10 protein-coding genes are annotated in these 21151 nt (G+C 61.6%); 5 read left to right on the forward strand and 5 right to left on the reverse strand.

Annotated elements, in window-relative coordinates; all coding sequences use genetic code 11:
• Positions 1-92 precede the first annotated feature (92 nt).
• Entirely contained in the window at positions 93-9818 is a 9726-nt protein-coding gene (locus ACVWW6_RS34425) for a VCBS domain-containing protein (RefSeq protein ID WP_456682239.1), read from the forward strand.
• Positions 9819-10172: 354 nt separating this feature from the next.
• On the opposite strand, the gene ACVWW6_RS34430 is transcribed toward ACVWW6_RS34425, so the two are convergent.
• The 3 genes from ACVWW6_RS34430 to ACVWW6_RS34440 form a co-directional block, all read right to left on the reverse strand.
• Positions 10173-10670, reverse strand: coding sequence for a GNAT family N-acetyltransferase (locus ACVWW6_RS34430; protein WP_404522879.1), 498 nt, complete (start codon positions 10668-10670; stop codon positions 10173-10175).
• Between the two features lie 137 nt (positions 10671-10807).
• Complete coding sequence (locus tag ACVWW6_RS34435; protein ID WP_404522882.1) at positions 10808-11305, reverse strand: SH3 domain-containing protein; 498 nt, start codon at positions 11303-11305, stop codon at positions 10808-10810.
• Positions 11306-11502: 197 nt separating this feature from the next.
• Positions 11503-11991, reverse strand: a complete 489-nt coding sequence (locus ACVWW6_RS34440; protein WP_161535491.1) for a DUF2147 domain-containing protein — start codon at positions 11989-11991, stop codon at positions 11503-11505.
• A 216-nt stretch (positions 11992-12207) separates the two neighbouring features.
• Here ACVWW6_RS34440 and ACVWW6_RS34445 point away from each other — a divergent pair, with 216 nt between their 5' ends.
• The 3 genes from ACVWW6_RS34445 (at position 12208) to ACVWW6_RS34455 (ending at position 14685) form a co-directional block, all read left to right on the forward strand.
• A complete protein-coding gene (locus ACVWW6_RS34445) occupies positions 12208-12894 on the forward strand; it encodes a response regulator (protein ID WP_161535492.1) in 687 nt (228 codons plus the stop codon).
• Entirely contained in the window at positions 12891-13991 is a 1101-nt protein-coding gene (locus tag ACVWW6_RS34450; RefSeq protein ID WP_011086340.1) for an ATP-binding protein, read from the forward strand. The genes ACVWW6_RS34445 and ACVWW6_RS34450 overlap by 4 nt, the downstream gene beginning before the upstream one ends.
• A gap of 136 nt (positions 13992-14127) precedes the next feature.
• Entirely contained in the window at positions 14128-14685 is a 558-nt protein-coding gene (locus ACVWW6_RS34455) for a cytochrome b (RefSeq protein ID WP_456682240.1), read from the forward strand.
• A 421-nt stretch (positions 14686-15106) separates the two neighbouring features.
• On the opposite strand, the gene ACVWW6_RS34460 is transcribed toward ACVWW6_RS34455, so the two are convergent.
• Positions 15107-17467 (reverse strand): TonB-dependent receptor, encoded by a 2361-nt coding sequence (locus tag ACVWW6_RS34460; protein WP_456682241.1) that lies wholly within the window; start codon positions 17465-17467, stop codon positions 15107-15109.
• Between the two features lie 1424 nt (positions 17468-18891).
• Positions 18892-20118: an aminotransferase class III-fold pyridoxal phosphate-dependent enzyme gene (locus ACVWW6_RS34465; RefSeq protein WP_456682242.1), complete on the reverse strand. Its 1227-nt coding sequence runs from the start codon at positions 20116-20118 to the stop codon at positions 18892-18894.
• 232 nt (positions 20119-20350) lie between these two features.
• On the opposite strand from ACVWW6_RS34465, the gene ACVWW6_RS34470 reads away from it, so the two are divergent.
• Positions 20351-21073 carry a GntR family transcriptional regulator gene (locus tag ACVWW6_RS34470; protein ID WP_060911444.1) on the forward strand — a complete coding sequence of 241 codons (723 nt, stop codon included), beginning with the start codon at positions 20351-20353 and terminating at the stop codon, positions 21071-21073.
• Positions 21074-21151 lie beyond the last annotated feature (78 nt).

Consider the following 21151-nt stretch of genomic DNA (forward strand, 5'->3'; position numbering starts at 1 on the left):
CTTCAAGGTCGCCCGAATCCGTCACGTTGCTCACCCGTGTTCGGGTTGCTCCCAAATGACTTTCATATTCTACGCGTTTTGAGGTCGAAGACATGGCTACTCAGGCAACCGGCGGCGGCAGCACCACTTCATTCTCCAACACACCGCAAGCGACGAACGATATTTTTACGAGTGGCCTGACCGCCGCCGGTGTATCCATTTCGCTGACGGAGGATAACCTTCAGCCTGTCTTTTTCGATGTCATGGGAAATGACCTTGGGGGCAATGCCAAGACCCTCTTTTCCATCGACAACGGCATTAATAACAGCGGCGCCATGAGCGGCTATAGTGCGGCTGATTTGCTGACTCAGGATACCGCGCGCGTCGAAGCCACCAGCAGCGATACAAGCTTGAATGGCGCAAAAATCTGGATCACGGCGGATGGTAAAGTCGGGTATGACGCGTCAGCATTAAGCGCTCAAGTCGCTGCCCTGTCAGCAGGGGATTTTTTCACAGATTCATTCATTTACGCTATCCGGCTTGGCAATGGGACGCTGAGCTGGGCGACCGCCACAGTGAGAATTGCCGGGGTCAACGATGGCCCCGTTGCAGCGGCCGACACAAGTGCGGTGAAGGAAGACACCGCGCCGAATTCAGTCAGCGGCAACGTACTCATCAACGATACCGACGCCGATACGCACGACAGTCATAGCGTCACGGCCATCAACGGCTCTGCCACCAAGGTCGGTGCTGATGTGGTCGGCACCTACGGCACGCTGCACCTCAACTCCGATGGCACGTACACCTATACGCTCAACAATGCCCAGGCCAATGTGCAGGCGTTAGCGGCAGACCAGCTGGTTTACGACACTTTCAGCTACACCAATTCCGACAATCATAGCGGCTCGTGCACTGCCAACCTGACCATCACGGTTACCGGCACCAATGATGCGCCGGTGATCACCTCGTCGGCGCAGAGCGGCCTGGCGGCGGAGTGGGCGGATCTGTCGGCGGCCGAAGGGTCCAACACGCCGCATACCGCCTCCGGCGCGGTGACCTTCACCGACGTCGACACGCTCGACAGCCACACTGCGAGCTTCGCTCCCCAGGGCGGCGGCTATCTCGGCAGCTTCACGCTCAATACCACCAACCACGATACCGGCAATGGCGGCTCGATCGGCTGGAGCTTCTCGGTTGCCGACGGCGCCATCGATTATCTGCAGGCCGGCCAAACCCTGACCCAGAAATACGACGTGACGATCTCGGATGGCCACGGTGGCACCGCGGTGCAGACCGTGACAGTGACGATTGTCGGCACCAACGATGCGCCGGTGATCATCTCGTCGGCGCAGAGCGGCCTGGCGACGGAGTGGGCGGATATGTCGGCGGCCGAGGCGGCCAACACACCGCATACCGCCTCCGGCGCCGTGGCCTTCACCGACGTCGACACGCTCGACAGCCATACCGCGAGCTTCGCGCCGCAGGGCGGCGGCTACCTCGGCAGTTTCACGCTCGATACCACCAACCACGACACCGGCAATGGCGGCGCGATCGGCTGGAGCTTCTCGGTCGCCGACGGCGCCGTCGATTATCTGCAGGCTGGCCAAACGCTGACTCAGAAGTACGACGTGACGATCTCGGACGGCCACGGTGGCACCGCGGTGCAGACCGTGACAGTGACGATTGTCGGCACCAATGACGCCCCGGTGATCACCAGCGCCACGCAGTCCGGCACCGTGTCGGAAGGCGACGACCTCCCGGCCGCGGCGCAGACCGCCACCGGCCAGGTCAGCTTCTCCGACGTCGATGCCATCGACACCCACACGCTGTCGGTCAGCGTCGCCGCCGCCCACGGCACCGCCACCGTCGATCCCGACGGCACCTGGCATTACACTGTGCTCGACAGCGGCGCGGTCGATGCGCTCGCCGTCGGCGAGCATCTCGCCGACAGCTTTACGGTCGAGGTCGACGACCACCATGGCGGCCTCGCCACCCAGCAGGTCACGATCGACATCACCGGCACCAACGATGCGCCGGTCGCGGTGGCCGACACCAACAGCGGCCTGGAAGACAGCACCATCACCGGTACGGTCGCGAGCAATGACAGCGACGTCGATGACGGCGCGGTCCTGACCTATGCGCAAACCAGCGCGGTCGCCGGCCTGACGCTGAACCCGGATGGCAGCTACAGCCTCGATGCCACCAATGCCGCCTACCAGCACCTGGCGCAGGGCGCCACCACCGACGTGGTGGCAAACTACACCGTCACCGACGAGCACGGCGCCACCTCGAACTCGTCGCTGACCATCACGCTGACCGGCACCAACGACGGCCCGGTCGCGGTGGCCGACACCAACAGCGGTCTGGAAGACAGCACCATCACCGGCACCGTCGCGAGCAACGACAGCGACGTCGATGACGGCGCCACTCTGAGCTACAGCCTCGATGCGGCAGTCGCCGGCCTGACGATCAACGCGGACGGCAGCTACAGCCTCGATGCCGCCAATGCCGCCTACCAGCATCTGGCGCAGGGCGCCACGACCGACGTGGTGGCGAACTACACCGTCACCGACGAGCACGGCGCCACCTCGAACTCGTCGCTGACCATCACGCTGGCCGGCACCAACGACGCCCCGGTGGCGGTGGCCGATACCAACAGCGGCAGTGAGGACAGCACCATCACCGGCACCGTCGCAAGCAACGACAGCGACGTCGATGACGGCGCCACTCTGAGCTACAGCCTCGATGCGGCGGTGGCCGGGCTGACGCTGAACCCGGATGGCAGCTACAGCCTTGACGCGGCCAATGCCGCCTACCAGCACCTGGCGCAGGGCGCCGCCACCGACGTGGTGGCGAACTACACCGTCACCGACGAGCACGGCGCCAGCGCCCCCTCGACGCTAACCATCACGCTGACCGGCACCAACGACGCCCCGGTTGCGGTGGCGGATACCAACAGCGGCCTGGAAGACAGCACCATCACCGGCACCGTCGCGAGCAACGACAGCGACGTCGATGACGGCGCCACTCTGAGCTACAGCCTCGATGCGGCGGTGGCCGGGCTGACGCTGAACCCGAACGGCAGCTACAGCCTTGATGCCGGCAATGCCGCCTACCAGCACCTGGCGCAGGGCGCCACCACCGACGTGGTGGCGAACTACACCGTCACCGACGAGCACGGCGCGACCTCGAGCTCGACGCTGACGATCACGCTGACCGGAACCAACGATGCGCCGGTCGCGGTGGCCGACACCAACAGCGGCCTGGAAGACAGCACCATCACCGGCACCGTCGCGAGCAACGACAGCGACGTCGATGACGGCGCCACTCTGAGCTACAGCCTCGATGCGGCAGTCGCCGGCCTGACGCTGAACCCGGACGGCAGCTACAGCTTCGATGCCGACAATGCCGCCTACCAGCACCTGGCGCAGGGCGCCACCACCGACGTGGTGGCAAACTACACCGTCACCGACGAGCACGGCGCGACCTCGAGCTCGACGCTGACCATCACGCTGACCGGCACCAACGATGCTCCGGTCGCGGTAGCCGATACCAACAGCGGCAGTGAGGACAGCACCATCACCGGCACCGTCGCGAGCAATGACAGCGACATCGATGACGGCGCGGTCCTGACCTACGCGCAGACCAGCGCGGTCGCCGGCCTGGCACTGAACCCGGACGGCAGCTACAGCCTCGATGCCGGCAACGCGGCCTACCAGCATCTGGCGCAGGGCGCCACCACCGACGTGGTGGCGAACTACACCGTCACCGACGAGCACGGCGCGACCTCGAACTCGACGCTGACCATCACGCTGACCGGCACCAACGACGCCCCGGTCGCGGTGGCGGATACCAACAGCGGTCTGGAAGACAGCACCATCACCGGCACGGTCGCGAGCAACGACAGCGACGTCGATGACGGCGCGGGCCTGACCTACGCGCAGACCAGCGCGGTGGGCGGTCTGACGCTCAACCCGGACGGCAGCTACAGCCTCGATGCCGACAATGCGGCCTACCAGCATCTGGCGCAGGGCGCCACCACCGACGTGGTGGCGAACTACACCGTCACCGACGAGCACGGCGCGACCTCGAACTCGACGCTGACGATCACGCTGAGCGGCACCAACGACGCCCCGGTCGCGGTGGCGGACACCGACAGCGGCCTGGAAGACAGCACCATCACCGGCACCGTCGCGAGCAATGACAGCGACGTCGATGACGGCGCCATTCTGAGCTACAGCCTCGATGCGGCAGTCGCCGGCCTGACGCTGAACCCGGACGGCAGCTACAGCCTCGATGCCGACAATGCCGCCTACCAGCACCTGGCGCAGGGCGCCACCACCGACGTGGTGGCGAACTACACCGTCACCGACGAGCATGGCGCGACCTCGAGCTCGACGCTGACGATCACGCTGACCGGCACCAACGACGCCCCGGTTGCGGTGGCGGATACCAACAGCGGCCTGGAAGACAGCACCATCACCGGCACGGTCGCGAGCAATGACAGCGACGTCGATGATGGCGCCACTCTGAGCTACAGCCTCGATGCGGCGGTGGCTGGCCTGACGCTGAACCCGGACGGCAGCTACAGCCTTGACGCGGCCAATGCCGCCTACCAGCACTTGGCGCAGGGCGCCACCACCGACGTGGTGGCGAACTACACCGTCACCGACGAGCACGGCGCCAGCGCCCCCTCGACGCTGACCATCACGCTGACCGGCACCAACGACGCCCCGGTGCTGAACGCCAATGGTGGATCGCTGCCTTACACCGAGAACCAGGCGGCGACGGCGATCGACACCGTACTAACGGCGTCGGATGTCGATAGTGCGAATCTGACCGGGGCGACGGTGTCGATCACGGCCAACTTCACGTCCGGCCAGGATGTGCTCGGCTTCAGCAATCAGAACGGCATCACAGGCAGCTACAACGCATCGACCGGCGTGCTGACGCTGACCGGTTCTGCGACTGTCGCCCAGTACCAGGCGGCGCTGGAGTCGGTGACATACTTCAATTCGAGCGACAACCCGTCGGGTACGACCCGCACCATCAGCTATCAGGTTGATGACGGCCAGACGGCAAACCACGCCAGCAACATTGTGACTTCGACAGTGGCGGTGACGCCGGTCAACGATGCGCCAGTGGTCGTCGCTGGTCATACGCTGAACTACACGGAAAACCAGGCCGCCACCGCGATCGACCCGGCGCTGACGCTGTCCGACGTCGACAATGCCAATCTGGCCTCGGCGACGGTGCAGATCACCGGCAACTACGTCACCGGCCAGGATGTGCTGGGCTTTACCAACCAGAACGGCATCACCGGATCGTTCAACGCGGCGACTGGGACGCTCACCTTGACCGGTTCATCCAGCGTCGCGAACTACCAGACCGCGCTGGACTCGGTGACCTACCTCAACACCAGTGACAACCCGTCGGGCGTGGCCCGCACGGTCACCATCATCACCAATGACGGGACTGCCAACAGCGTCGCCGTGACCGACACGATCAACGTGACGCCGGTCAACGATGCGCCGGTGGTCGTCGCTGGTCATACGCTGAGCTACACGGAAAACCAGGCCGCCACCGCGATCGACCCTGCGCTGACGCTGTCCGACGTCGACAGTGCCAATCTAGCCTCGGCGACGGTGCAGATCACCGGCGACTACGTCACCGGCCAGGACGTGCTGGGCTTCACCAACCAGAACGGCATCACCGGATCGTTCAACGCGGCGACCGGGACGCTCACCTTGACCGGTTCATCCAGCGTCGCGAACTACCAGACCGCGCTGGACTCGGTGACCTACCTCAACACCAGTGACAACCCGTCGGGCGTGGCCCGCACGGTCACCATCATCACCAATGACGGGACTGCCAACAGCGTCGCCGTGACCGACACGATCAACGTGACGCCGGTCAACGATGCGCCGGTGGTCGTCGCTGGTCATACGCTGAGCTACACGGAAAACCAGGCCGCCACCGCGATCGACCCTGCGCTGACGGTGTCCGACGTCGACAGTGCCAATCTAGCCTCGGCGACGGTGCAGATCACCGGCGACTACGTCACCGGCCAGGACATGCTGGGCTTCACCAACCAGAACGGCATCACCGGATCGTTCAACGCGGCGACCGGGACGCTCACCTTGACCGGTTCATCCAGCGTCGCGAACTACCAGACCGCGCTGGACTCGGTGACCTACCTCAACACCAGCGATAACCCGTCGGGCCTGGCCCGCACGGTCACCATCATCACCAATGACGGGACCGCCAACAGCGTGGCCGTGACCGACACGATCAATGTGACGCCGGTCAACGATGCGCCGGTGGGCGTCAACGACACCGGCTCGGCCACCGAGGCGGGCGGCACCGGCAATGGCACCGCGGGCTCGAACGCGACCGGCAACGTGCTGACCAACGATACAGACGTCGACAACACCAACGCATCTCTGGTGGTATCGGCGATCCGCACTGGGGCGGTCGAAGGCTCCGGCACGGCCGGCACGCTAGGCTCCAGCCTAGTGGGTGCACACGGCACGCTGACGCTCAACGCCAACGGCTCCTACACCTATGTTGTGAATGACAGCGACTCGGCGGTGCAGGCGCTCAACAGCGGCCAGACCATTACCGACAGCTTCAATTATGCCGTAAAGGACCCGGGCAATCTCACCGACACCGCGGTGCTCACGGTCACCATCAACGGCGCCAACGATGCGCCGGTGAATACGGTGCCCGGTACGCAGGAGGTGGTACAAAATACCAACGTGACATTCAATGGCGCCAAACTCATCTCAATCTCGGACGTTGACGTAGGCGCTGGGACCGAGACAGTGACGCTGTCGGTCGCGCACGGCACGCTGACGCTATCGGGCACCACCGGCCTCTCGTTCACCACCGGCGACGGTACGACCGACGCGACCATGACCTTCTCCGGCACGGCGGCGAACATCAACAACGCCTTGAATGGTCTTCTCTACAATCCAACCGACACTTTCGTCGGCGCCGATACTTTGACGATCACGACGACGGATCAGGGTGGATTGAGCGATAGCGACACCGTTACCATCAATCAGGACAGCCCTAACCCGGGTACGCTGACGACGAGTTCGACCGACGTCATCTTCTACGCCAGCGGCACGAACACGGTAAATGCAACCAATCTGACCTTGAACGGTACAGATAGCATCACCGGCGGAACCGGCACGGACACGCTCATCGTCACCGGCGGCTCCCCTGGACCATTCACATTTGGGAATGGCGTGGGAAACCTCTTTCTCACAAATTTTGAAGTTTTCAAACTGGTCGACACCAACAGCGGAAATCATACCGACAACGTAACGTTCCTTTCGACTTTCCAAAATAATGGGGCACTGACCGTCGACGCGACTGGTATCGGTGGCAATGGAAAGCTCAATTTGGATGCAAGCGCAGTCACGTCCGGAGCTTTCATTGTTATCGGCGGAGACAGTGACGACACTCTCAAGACTGGTTCCGGCGACGACACCCTCACCGGCGGCTTGGGTAACGACACCCTTACCGGTGGTGCTGGCAACGACACGTTCAACGTCAATTCTGGCACTGACAGCGTCACCGATCTTTCAGGGAATGATGTCCTTGTCATAAGCGCAGGGGCCACGGCCAACGCTACCGTCACTGCAGCCTTTACGGCCACGTCATCGACCAGCAACGCTGGTACGGCAAACCTGAGCAGCAACGGCTTTGCCGTTGACTTGAGCGCGGCGACCGGCGCCAACGGCTTTACAGTCACCAACACCGGCGCGGCGGCGGCCATCACCGGTTCAGCACAGAATGACACGCTGATCGGCGGCTCCGGAAATGACACGCTTGCCGGCGGCTCCGGCGCCGACAGCATTACTGGAGGCAGCGGCGCTGATACAATGACCGGCGGAGCTGGTAGCGATACGTTTGTCATTAACAGCGGACAATCTCTCGGCACCGTTGGGGGCTCCGGGGATGCCGGCACGATTTCCGGCTATGACGCGATCAACGACTTCGCCACGACCGGCACCAACGACATCCTTGATCTGCCGGTCACCAACGTGACGGCCAATACTGCCGGCACTAACGGTACTGACTCCACGTTGACCATTTCCGGTCAGACGGTGAAATCGCATGCCATCACGAACGGCGTCATCACATTCGATGATGCCAATGCCTTTGCGTCAGCACTAACCCTGACGTCCACCGCTAACGTCGCAGCCGTCGTGCAGTACCTTCACAACAACGATATAGCGACCGGCACCGGCGCAGCGGTTGCTTTTGTCGCGAACATCGCCGGAACTACCCATAGCTATGTCTTTGAGCAGGTCGGCACAACTCCGAACGCCGCTAACGACATCCTGGTCGATCTCGTAGGGGTCACCCTGACCAACATCAGTCAGGCACATCTCGGTCCCGCAGGCATGGCCGGCGAAGCCATCAACCTTGGACTGACAAACCCGGTGGATCACGTTGGCACGGTCAGCGTCAGCGTCAGTGGCATTCCGGCGGGTTGGACGCTGAGCGAGGGCACCGACAACGGCGATGGGACCTGGTCGGTGCAGACAAACGATGTCACCGCACTCACTATCACCACGTTTGATGATTACGCGGGCGCGGTGTCGCTGCATATATCGCAAACTTGGACGGATTCTACGGGCGGCACCGGGTTGGCCATGATCGCCGACAACGTCGAAGCCTATGGACAAGGCTCCCCAATCTTCGCGCTCTCAGGCGACGACAACCTGACCGGCTCCACCGGCCGCGACTTGTTCGTGTTCTCCCAGCCGATCGGGCATGACGTGATCTACAGCTTCGACGCTGCCTCGGATCAGATCGATCTGATCGGCTACGCCAACTTCACCGGTTTTGGCGACATCCAGGCGCACATGGCCAACGATGCTGCCGGGGATGCACTGATCACGCTCGCCGATGGCCAGTCGATCACACTGAACGGGGTCGATGCGTCTTCGCTCACTGCTGATGACTTCGTCTTCAATCACACGCCGGTCACCGAGAATCCGGGCCACATGGTGATCAGCGACGGGGCGATCCTGCCGCTATCCGGCATCATCGACAACACCGGCACCATTGAGTTGAACTCAACCGGAAACGAGGCCGATCTGCAGTTGATCGAGCTTGGCATCACCCTGCAGGGCGGCGGCCATGTTGAACTTACCGACAGCAGCGAGAACGTGATCACCGGAACGGTCGCGGACGTCACGCTCACGAACGTCGACAACACCATCGCCGGCGCGGGACACCTTGGGGATGGAGTGATGACCCTCGTCAACGAGGGTACCATTATCGCTACCGGCACCAATTCTCTCGACATTGATACCGGGACCAACGCCATCACCAACTCCGGAACCTTCGAGGCAACCGGCGCCGGCGGGCTTGTCATCCACAGCGATGTCATCAATACGGGCTTGTTGTGGGCCAACGACGGCGACGTCACGATCGACGGCAACGTCAGCGGCAACGGTTCAGCGCTGATCAGTGGGACCGCGACGTTGGCGTTTGCACATGCTTCGGCGGAAACTACCACGTTTGCTGCAGGCGCAACCGGAACCCTCATCCTTGGCGATTCCTTCAACTTCTCAGGGACCGTGTCCGGGATGACCGCAGACGATCATATTGATCTTCTCGACTTCAACTTCGCTAGCGCGCCGACGCTGAACTACACCCCCAACGCGGACAGCAGCGGCGGGACTCTGAGCATCACCGACGGAGCCCATACTGCCAACATCGCTTTGTTGGGTACGTTTGATCCCACCGGCTTCCAGATCGAGGCGGACAAGACGACCGGAACGTTGGTCAGCTACCACGATTTCCATCTGGCCTAAAGGCGGGTTAATCGCGATCTTCGATGGAGCGCATCCTCATCGCGTATATTCGGAGCGTAATGCCAACTATTCGCCCCGGCAGTAAGTCCGCTGCTTACTTCAACCAGTTCCGCACGGTGTCCACGTCCAAGACAATGCCGTGCTTGGCGAGGTCGTCGGCAATTTCCTGCGGCACGGTGCGGCGGCCTAGTTTTGGATCAAGTTTGTAGCTAGGACGGAGAAGAATGGCCGCTCGAAATGGAGCGCAATATCGATCGCAACGGAGCGTCCAAGCCACGCGTGGTCCGGAACGTTCGCACGGGCGCGCTTCACGAAGGCAACGTCTTTCTTCCTTCCGGTGCGGCGCTGGCCGCTCTAAAAGTCGTCGAAATCTCGCCCTTTGTCGTCGTGCAGCATCGGACCGTAGATGCTTTCTTCGGAGCCCGGGATATCGATCGCGTCGAGGTGCTTTCGGTAAAATGCCACGGGCCCAACGCCACCGATGACCGCGTAGGCATATTCCGCTTCACGCATGCCGCGCAGGGTGGTGAAGAGGAGCGCCTCGCCAATGCCCTGCCCACGAGCAGCCTTCGCTACTCCCGTCGGACCAAAGAAGCCGCGCATCGAGCAGTCGGCGCAGGCGAAGCCCAGCAACTCGTTATGCCGCACAGCGATCCAGACCATGACCGGGGAGCGCGTGAAGGCGCGTGTCGCTTCGCTCACCCAGGGATTGTAGAAATGCCTCTCAATCCAGGGAAGCACGACATGCGCCTCCGCAGCCATCGCGCGACGAACCGTGATCCCGTGGGAAGCGATCTTCTCCTCGGTCCGAACGTCGGGAAGATCGTAGAGGCGGACGAGGAGGTCACTCATGGATGGGCCTTTCATTGAATGAATGACGGGTGGTTGCACGCCGATGAGACCCAGGAGATCGATCAGTTACGGACATACCTTCCGGTCCGATTCATGAGTACGCGCTCCAGATGACGATGATGGGCGTATCGAGCCGCCTAGTCGTTGTCCGGCGCGGGCTTATTTTCGGGGTCGACGTGGTCATCATCCCAATTGTCGCGCCAACCGGGCGGATTGCCGTCGTCCTCCCAGCGATGGTCGTTCCAACGGTCGGCTTCGCCGTAGAAGCCATAGTCACGATAGTAGTCACGCCAATAGCTGCTGAGATTAAACGTTACGACGGAGACTTCCGCCTGCGCCGCGTAGGCAGGAACGTAGACGCGGCGCGTTTCGTGAACGAACTGAACATGCGCTCCCGACACCCAGCCGCGAACACCAGATGCGCTCACGTCGCACCAAGTATAGCGTGCCAGGCATCCGTGAATCGTCAGCGATGAACCGGCCATCAACCTCCCGACCGCGGGAAATCGAACACTCGGTCCGGACCGCACGTTGAGATTCACGCCGGAATATCCGTCGTTTGTTCCAGCATGGCCCTCGCCAGCAAAGGCGATCAGGAGCAGCGTGGTTGCATAGACAATGGGGCGATTTTTCATAGTTTCTCCAATGGAAAGTATCGAAGTGGCCCGCCAGGTGGGCTGCGGCCGGCCACCGTCTCGCTCCCTGCGCATTGCCTCGCGGCTGTTGACGCAGAGTCGAGGCCAAGTTGGGATTTGGTGGAGGACTTCACGCTGAAGCCACTGTTGTGGAAGACGTCGAGGCGATGATGCGACCTCACATCTAAATGCCGGGGCTATCGCGCAGCCCGAGTCCATATTTCGCTCCCACACAACGAACCGGCGCACCCCCGCACTTCCAGTCGTGCTGCATCAAGCAGGGTAACTGTGCTGGCGTAGCTCTTGCCGTCATCCGCGTTATAGACTCGCCCCGACCATGAGTTCGATGTGGAGGGCAGCATATCGAGGAAGAGCTGAAGCCCCACGATGCGATGCGTTCTGAGAGACGGATCCGGGTTCTTGTCGTCTGTCTGAGGTTTGCCTGTTGCGCTATCGATCGGCTGCTTCAGCCACACGACCTTGCCGCATATTGCCGCGCCGCAGGGCTTCACCACCACCTTGGCGTCGCCCGCCTGAGTCAGCCAGGCTCCAAAGGGACCGGTTCTCGGCATGGTGCGTCCTGCCGCGACGTCGCGCGCGAAAACGAGCGCAATAGCGAAGACGAGCGTAATAGCCAAAACCACCGGAAGTCCGTAAATGGCGGTGCGAACAGGGTCGATGCGCATGCGAAATGGTCCTTACAGAGCGTCGCGGCGATCCAAGAGCGGCTTCGGCTTCCACCAGCCCGCCGGGCATGGCCGGTATGCCGCGTCATCGCTGGCAACGGTCGATCGACCATGGAGAATTGATGGAGACTTGGTGGAGAAGGCCTGTAATAGGTCGACGGGACTCTCACCCTATGCCAAGAGACCCCATCCAGTGACGCCTGACCTCGTGTTCCGATGAACGCCCTTATCCTCATTGCCGAAGATGAACCGCAGATCTGCGAAATTCTCGACGCCTATCTAACGCGTGAGGGCTTCCGCACGGTCCGCGCCGGCGATGGCCGAGCCGCACTCGACCTGCACCTTGCGCTGAAACCGGACCTCATCCTTCTCGACGTGACGATGCCCCGCCTCGACGGATGGGAGGTGTTGGCCGAGATCCGCCGCCGGGGCGATACACCCGTCATTATGATCACTGCGCTCGACCAGGATATCGATCGATTGCAGGGACTGCGCATCGGGGCTGACGACTATGTCGTGAAGCCGTTCAATCCGGTCGAAGTGGTTGCTCGCACCAAAGCGGTATTGCGGCGGGCTGGCCGGTCAAGCGCCGGCGGCATGCTGCGCGTCGATTGCGTTGCTATTGATCTCGATGGCCACATGGTAAAGGTCGAAGTGGATGGAACGGCACAACCACTGCCGGTCACACTGACCGAATTTCGTCTCCTGGCTCACATGGCGCGAACACCGACCAAAGCCTTCACGCGAAGTGAACTGGTCGATGCTTGCCTGCCCGGCAGCGACGCCCTTGAGCGGACGGTGGACAGCCATATCAGCAATCTTCGCAAAAAGCTGGACGCGGCCGGCGCGCCTGGCATGCTGTCCGGTGTTCGCGGCATCGGCTATCGTTTGGCCGCGATATGAAGCGGTATCGCCTAAGTCAGCAGATCATCGTCTCAATGAGCGTCGTGGCGACCATCGCGATGCTGATCGTCTTCGTCGGTTCATTCGTCTTCTATGGAATTTATCTAAGCTATTTTCCGCCACCACCCGGGCCGCCTCCCCTTTTGCCAGAAGCGCCGGACTTGGTGATGATCGCAGTCTTCCTTCTTGTCGGACTGGCCCTTGCGATCGTTGTCGCGCTCCGGCTGACGAAACGAATCCTGGCTCCGCTGAACTCCTTGGCGGAAACCGCGCGCAAAATAGCTGCAGGAGACCTGTCAGCGCGCGCGTCCCCCGGCGATCGGTCGCTCGGCGAGACGGCTCATCTGGTAGCCGATTTCAACGCGATGGCACAGAGGCTGCAAGATAACGCAGACGACATGATCGCTTGGAATGCCGCGATCGCACACGAGCTCAGAACGCCCCTCACGATCCTGAAGGGCCGGCTACAGGGCATCGCCGACGGCGTTTTCACGCCCGATGAAGCGTCAATCGGAAATCTGCTGCTGCAGATCGACGGGCTCTCGCGGCTCGTCGACGATTTGCGTACAGTCACGCTGGCCGATAGCGGGCGCCTGGATCTTGGGAGAGGGCCGGTCGCGCTCGCCGCGGAAATTCAAAACGTCGCCGACCTGCTGGAGCCCGTGCTCGCAAACGCCGGATTCTCGCTCGAACTCACGCTGGCAGATTTGGTCGCTCTCGGCGACGGGATTCGCATTCGCCAGGCGTTGCTCGCCCTTCTCGATAATGTTCAACGCTACGCGAAGCCCGGCCGTATCGAACTCTCGACTCTGAAGTCTGGCAACTCCGCCATCATTCGCGTCGAGGATGACGGTCCCGGAATGCCGCCGGAGTTTGCCAAGCGGGCATTCGATCCGTTCGCACGTGGCGCCCTATCGCGCTCGCCACGTTATGGCGGATCTGGGCTGGGCCTGTCCATCGTTCGCGCCATCGCCGAGGCACATGGCGGACGTGTCGCGTATCGGACATCCTCACGCGGAGGCGCCATTTTTGAGATCACACTTCCGCTTGAGGACCATGAATCCAATGTTGCACCCGACGCGTCGATTCAAACCTAACATGTCTCGCGCACCAAGCGGGAAGAACCGACTTCACGGATGTTCACCCCCCTACCGACATTACTTGAACCGCTCCTTCGTGGATGCCCGTTGCCCGATGTGCATTCTAGACCGTTCCCGGCAAGGAGCCTAAAGCATGATTCACGACGTTGACCCAACGAACGATAAGTATCCGGCGGCACTGCGGATCCTGCACTGGGTGCGCGCCCTGCTGACCTTGGGCCTCATCGCGGCCGGCTGGATGATGACCGTGCTGGCTGATACCGTCACGGAGAAATTCACCCTGCTTTATCCCTGGCACAAATCCTTCGGCGTGCTGGTGTTCCTGATCGTTCTTGCGCAGCTTGCGATCCGCGCGATGTCACGCCTGCCCGGACCGGCGCCGCTCCCCGCCCAGGAGAGACTCCTGTCGCAGGCCGTGCACGTCGCGATGTACGCGCTGCTGCTGCTTGTCCCGCTAATGGGCTATGCGATGTCCAGCTCTTTCACCGACAGCGACGGGGTGTTCTTCTTCGGCATCCACATTCCTGAACTTCTGCCGAAGGATGATGATCGATTCAGACTGTTCCAGTTTTTGCACAAGACCCTCGCCTACAGCCTGCTGGCTCTGGTCATATTGCACGTCGCCGGTGCGTTGAAGCACCGCTATTTCGACAAGGACCGGCGCACCGACGTTCTCCCACGCATCATCTAATCCGGTTGCCGACACTGCGCCGAAATTACATCTTCAAACCCGCTTTCGGTCCTTCACAGTCGGCAGTTCATCGCGGATGTCGGCAACGCTCCGCGGACCAGTGACCGGACGGTGATCTTGGTCCGCCGCCCGGATCGCCGACCTCATCGCCCGCAGGCGTTCCCGTGCCCGACTGGTAGGTCCAAGAGAACCACTGGCACCAGCGGCAGTCGCAGACGGTGCGCGACTTTTAGCCGGTGAAGACTGTCCATCACGCACAGGGCGTCCTTCGAATTTGCGCGTGGAGCTCCGCTACCCTGTCGGGATCTACCTCTTCGGTCGGGACAGAGCACGTTGGCGGAAGAAGGCACACTTGCACATCGACCAGCCTGCTTTTTGTCAGCAGGATCCGAAGCGTCTCACCGCTCTGTGAGAGCAGCGATTACATGTCGACGGTCATCGACAGCAGATACGTGCGCGGTGCTCCCAGGAAGAACGTTCCGAATGAGGCCACGCTGGACCAATAAGTCGTACCGGTCACGTTCTGGATGTTCGCGCGGAACACCGTCTTCCTGCCGTTGATCGCCGTCGTGTAGCGGGCGCCGAGATCGAGCCGCGTCCAATCCGGGATCGGCTGCTTGTTGTCCGCATCGACGAACTGCCGGCCTGTATAGATGACGGCGCCATTCAAGGTGAGCCCTCTCGCCCACGGGAGATCCCACTCGGCTCCGACATTGGCCTGCACGTTCGGAACGCCGATCGGCGTATTGCCCACACGTGACGTGATGGCGGACTTCGTCAGGGTACCATCCAGCAGCGAAACGCCCCCGAGGACGCGAACATCGGGCCTGAGCTCGCCGAAGACGTTGAATTCGAGCCCGCGCACCTGCGTTTCGGCAGTCGCCCCGAAGCGCCCGGCCAACGTTTCGCCGCTCGCCTTCGATATTTCGAAGGCGCTGAAGGTGGTTGCGACCCGCCCGAAATCCACCTTGACGCCGGCCTCGTACTGTTTGGCGATGTAGGGCGGGAGTATCTCGCCGCCATTGGAAACACCCGTCTGCTGCGGCGCTATATCGCCCTTGCTTAGACCTTCGATGTAGTTTGCATACAGGGAGACGTTGTCTCGGGGCCGGACGACGAGGCCGACCACGGGAGTGGTCGCGCTCTTGTCGTAGGAGTTCGCCAGCGTTCCGACATTGGAAACATAGTTGTTCGCCTCGACGCCCTGGCGCCGGACACCCAACGTCAACAGGACACGCTCGTCGAGAACGGACAAGGTGTCGGCAATCGATAGCCCTGTGAGCTGACTGTCCGAAAGCCGAGGGCGTCCTGCGATCTCGTTTGCGAACTGAGTTGGCGCGACTGTCGGACTATAGATGTTCGACGTAACCAGCGTGCCATTGGTAAGCCGCCGGTACAGTTCGTCGTGATAGACCGAGGCCTGGAAGGTGACGGCATGACGAACGAACCCGGTATCGAAGCGGGCCCGGACGCCGCCATCATATGTATGTCGATCGATGCTGAGCCCGAAGAATTGGGGCGTCGAGGTCGTGTCGCCCCTGGTGTTGGTGATCGTCGGAAGACCGAAGAATCGCTCGACATTGGTCCGCGAGCCGCCCACGTCGGCGAACAGCGTAACCTGATCGGTTACATCGTATTCGTTGCGCCACAAGACCGATTGGTCGTTGATGCGCGACCATTCCCAGGGCTGCGTCACGTTCAGCCGGCCGTCCGGCGCCTTTGGCACCGGCACGCCGGCAGCCATAAGGAACGGACGTGACGGAGCATCGAACCGATCGGTCTGGGCGATGAGGTAGAGCCAGGACCTGTACCGTTCGCCCTGATAGTCGAGGGCCAGCGACCCGACCCCGGTCGTTTCGGACTGGCGATCGATGGGCGTGTCGCCGTCGCGCAGGCTACCGCTGGCGCGTACGCCCCATTCCTTGCTGTCGCCGTAACGCCTCGCAACATCCCAGTGACCGCCAAACCGTGCAGCCGAGCCGTAATCCACGGTGAAGCGCGTCAAATCCTCTCCCGCGCGTTTAGGCACGACATTGATAACGCCGCCGACGCCGCCATTGGGCGCGATGCCCGAGAGCGCGGCTGAGGGACCCTTGAGCACTTCGATGCGCTCGACGTAATCCGTAAAGATGCGGTATGTCGGCGCGATCCCGTACAGGCCCTCGAAGGCAAATTCACCGTTATTGCCTTCGTTGACCGGGAAGCCACGGATGTAAAACGAATCGAGCACACCGCCCGTTGGATGGGAACTTCGTACGGAAGGATCGAGGATCAAGGCGTCCGCCCCCGTCGCTGCCTGCTGATCGCGAATGAATTTGTCCGTGTAACTCGTCACGTTGAACGGTGACTTCATCGTGCCGGTGTTTCCGAGCAGTCCTAGTCGCGCGCCTTGAGCGACCTGGCCGCCTGCGAAGGCGGGCACGACACCCGACCGCGACGGCTGCGACTGCGCAGCGACAGCTTCGGCTTGCAGGGCACCAGGCGCCGTGACGCGCCGTGAAGTTGATCGAACCCGAGACGCATCTCGTTTGCTCGGCGTGCGATGGATCGTCTGTTGCGTTGGAGCATCGACAGTAACGGGTGGAAGCGAGTTGGCGCCTTGCGAGGTTTGGGATTGAGCGGGCGATTCGAACCACGCCAGCAACATCACTCCACCTAGCAGTGTCGCACCAAAGCGAGCTGCCGTCCCAACCTCAACTGCACGTCGCATTTCCAGAAAGTCCCTCAACAGCAACACGTCGCCCAACACGAAATGGCTCCACGCTCGACCTGCAACGATCATGGATCCAAGATCGGCTCGCCGCGTCCGCGCGCGGCCGACGCTTATCGCTTGTGATTCAGCTCCTCCGCGGACTCGCATTCAGATCAGTTGCCTGCGTTTATATCGGCAACGTCCGATTGCTCACTATCTGCATCGCTTCTCTAGTGAGACGCTATCGTCACCGCAACGCAAATGCGTGCGGTGCGACTTAGAATGCCTCGATCATTGACGACTCGAGCCAGTTGGCCTGCGTTTGGAAAACTTCCAAAGGCGCTTTGACGATCCCCAGCTCATTAATGCGCCTCCGATCCCACGATTTCTTTGCGCAGCATGCGCACCGATCTGGATCTCCCAGACCCGACGGACTGTTATTCGCGCGACCGAAAAGCCTGCCACCTCGGCACTTGCCTCGGAAACGAGGAATGTGATCGATGCTGGATTCGACTCCAATAGATCAAGGAAAGAAACAACCGTTGCTGCTATCGGATCACGATTGGGGCGCGATGGCGCAAAATCGAAGAAGGCATTTGAGCAATAGACCTCTATAAGACCAATCTGTGTCGGAGCGTTGCGCTTTCAAGGGCTTCACGACTGTGCAAGGAGGTAGGCGAGAAGCGTGCGAATACGTCATCATGATCGCTCACGACGCGAAGAGTTTTGTTGACGCCGTCCGTGATCATCCGGACGGCGTCAGGCGCGACGCCGAACCAGCCGGCGATGAGTACGGCAAAGGGTGACACGCTAGAAGTTCCATCTTATGAATTTTTCTGTTGCATAGAGAGTTGATAGAATCGGAGAGTATGGAGTTCTTAGGTCCGCCAGGTTGCCTACTGTCTCCGTACGAATGGCATCTGCCCTGAGGACGCCAATGTCGATCAGCCTTGAGGTCGACAATGTCTGGGTCACGTCGTGAGCACTCTGCCGAAGTGATCGGTCAGAGGCGTCCTCCAGAGTCTCCTTGTCGTAGGCGCCGAAGATATCGCGCTCACCGAGCAGTAACCGGATCGCCTCCTGGAGTGCAGATTTTTCGCGTCGCTCGTCGGCCGCCGCGGTCAGCAACGCCGCCGCAAGCGTTTCGTCGAACTAGGGAAATACTGGCCAGAACCCACACGAAAGCAGTAGCGGCGCTCGCTTGATGACTGCCAGCCGCGCGGAGCTACCGAGGTATCCGGTATCGAGCTCGCCAATGAACACATCCGTGCGGGACGAGAATCTACAGAAGCCGGATCGGCATTAGCGGTGCCGTCAATAAGCTTCCAAGTCTGGCCCTGACGCCATTTGGGCGCAGGTCCGATGATTCTGCACCGACCAATCTGGCTTGAAGCAGATTGATTCCGGAGCCAACGGGAGCTGATCGAACACCCGATCCGAATAGGCGAGGATGGCCTTAAAGGCCCGCATCGGCACGGCTGACTAAACATGGAAACGGCAAGCAGAGCAAGGAATCACAGCCCTGCTACCACAGCAAAGCCATGTTCGGCGGCTTGGAGCGCCTCGGCGATGTCCGCCTCGGTGTGCGCGGCGCAGAGGAACATGTTGTGCTTGGGATGGAAGTAAACGCCTCGCCCCAACATCGCGCTGCAGAAGGCCGAACCCTTCCGGTAAGCCGGATCCTGGTCGAACAGGAGAGTCGGCATCTGCGCAGGCCCCGATTGGCGAATTGACACGCCGAACTGGCGCGAACGTGTCTCAAGGCCCTCACGCAGCATTTGCCCGAGCTGTGCAAGACGGCTCGGCACATTGTCCCTGCGCACGATCTTCAACGTCGCCACGGCGGCAGCCATCGCGACAGCGCCGGCCCAGAATGACCCGGTGACAAAGACCTGGGACGCGGCACCGCGGAGCCAATGGGCTCCGGTGACAGCCGCCAGGGCATAGCCGTTGGCGATCGCCTTGCTCCAGGCGGACAGGTCGGGGCGGACACCAAGCCCTTCCCAGCTCCCGGCAGCGTTCAGGCGCAAGCCTGCGCGGACTTCATCAATGATCAGCGCAGCCCCTCTGTCGTCGCAGATGCGGCGTGCCGCATGCGCGAACTCCACGGTGGGAAGTTCCTGGTCGAGCCCGAGATCGTGGCGGTATGCCGAGATCAGGATGCCGGCGAGATCGTCGCCGGCCGCCTTTGCCGCCACCTCGAGACTCTCGACATCATTGAAAGTGAAATATGCGAGATGGGCGCGATCCTCTGCAGTCACACCGAGCAACGACGGGGAGCACCACGGCACAGCACCATGATAGGCGCCCTTGGCGACCAAAATCTTTCGCCGGCCCGTTGCTGCCCTCGCGATGGTGACGCAGGTCGTAGTCGCGTCGGTGCCGTTCTTCTGGAATTGCGTCCAGTCGGCGTGACCCACCATATCCACGACGAGTTCGGCCAGCTCGACCATGACTTCCGCCGGGCCGTTCAGACAATCCCCCTCACGGCGCTGACGCTCGGCAGCCTCTTCCACTTCGGGATGATGGTGGCCGAGCAGATTGGGTCCCCAACTGCACATGAAATCCACGTACCGGTTACCGTCCACATCCCAGATCACCCCGCCCTCGCCGCGCCGGAAGAATTGCGGATAACCGTCCGGCAGCTTGGCCGCGTGGAGGTGCCCCCACATCCCGCCCGGCACGACCTTCTCCGCGCGTGCGCGCAGCGTGGTGTCCCTTGTTCGGTTCAATCCCGGCATGACGGCCCTCTCCAACTCTAAGATGATATATCATATATTATAAGGTGAATTGCAAGTGGCTGTCTCCCTATGCCGATGTGGAGCAACCCGACCACAAGGAGTGACCTCCTTTCGGCGGAATCGGCGCCGGCGGCAATGATTTCGGCAAATCTGCTTGCCTATATTATATATAAAGTGGATTCGAGCGGTGGCGGGGTTGGCACAAACGGCCAAACCGTTGCGAGGGACCGAAATGACTGACGTGGAACAGAAGCCTGGCGAGAGCGGAGTTGGTCCCGTCGCCCGCGATAGCCTGACAAGCCTTGTCTACAACAACCTGCGACAGGCGCTGATGGAGGGCCGGTTCTGGCCGGGCCACCGCTTCAAGATCCGCGAGCTCGCTGCGACGATGAACGTGTCGGAGACACCCATTCGCGAGGCATTGATGCAACTCGTGCGCGGGCGCGCCCTCGAGATGCAGGCTGGCCGTTCGATCATGGTCGCTCACATGACAGCCAAGCAGTATATCGAGCTCAGGACCGTGAGGCTGTTTCTCGAAGGCCTCGCCGCGGAGCACGCCACGACGCGCATTTCCGAAGCAGGCATCGACAAGATGGAAGCAATCCATCACGAGTTGATCAGCGCCGAAAAAGAGCGCCGGTGGTCGGACGCGGTTCGCGCCAACTGGCAATTCCATCGCGGCCTGTACGATGGATCTGGACTTCCCGAGGTGCTTGCCATTCTCGACGATATCTGGATGCGCAACGGTCCCTTGCTGAATTTTCACTATCCGCACGCGCCACCGATTTATCCGAACGAGCATCAGCACTTGTCCGTGCTCAACTATTTGCGACAACGCCGTCCCGATAAGGTGCGGGAAGCGATCCAGGCCGACATGATGGAGGGCGGCCAAAACCTCGTGCGGCTCCTGGAAAAGCATGGCGGCACCCGCAACATGACGCCTGGGGAGGATTGACCTCAGCGGCGCATCTTTCGCGCCTCCTTCACAGCGCCGATGATCGCGCGATGGGTTCAAACTCCGCGATGTCGGTTG

The organism is Bradyrhizobium sp. USDA 3311, assembly GCF_054062495.1.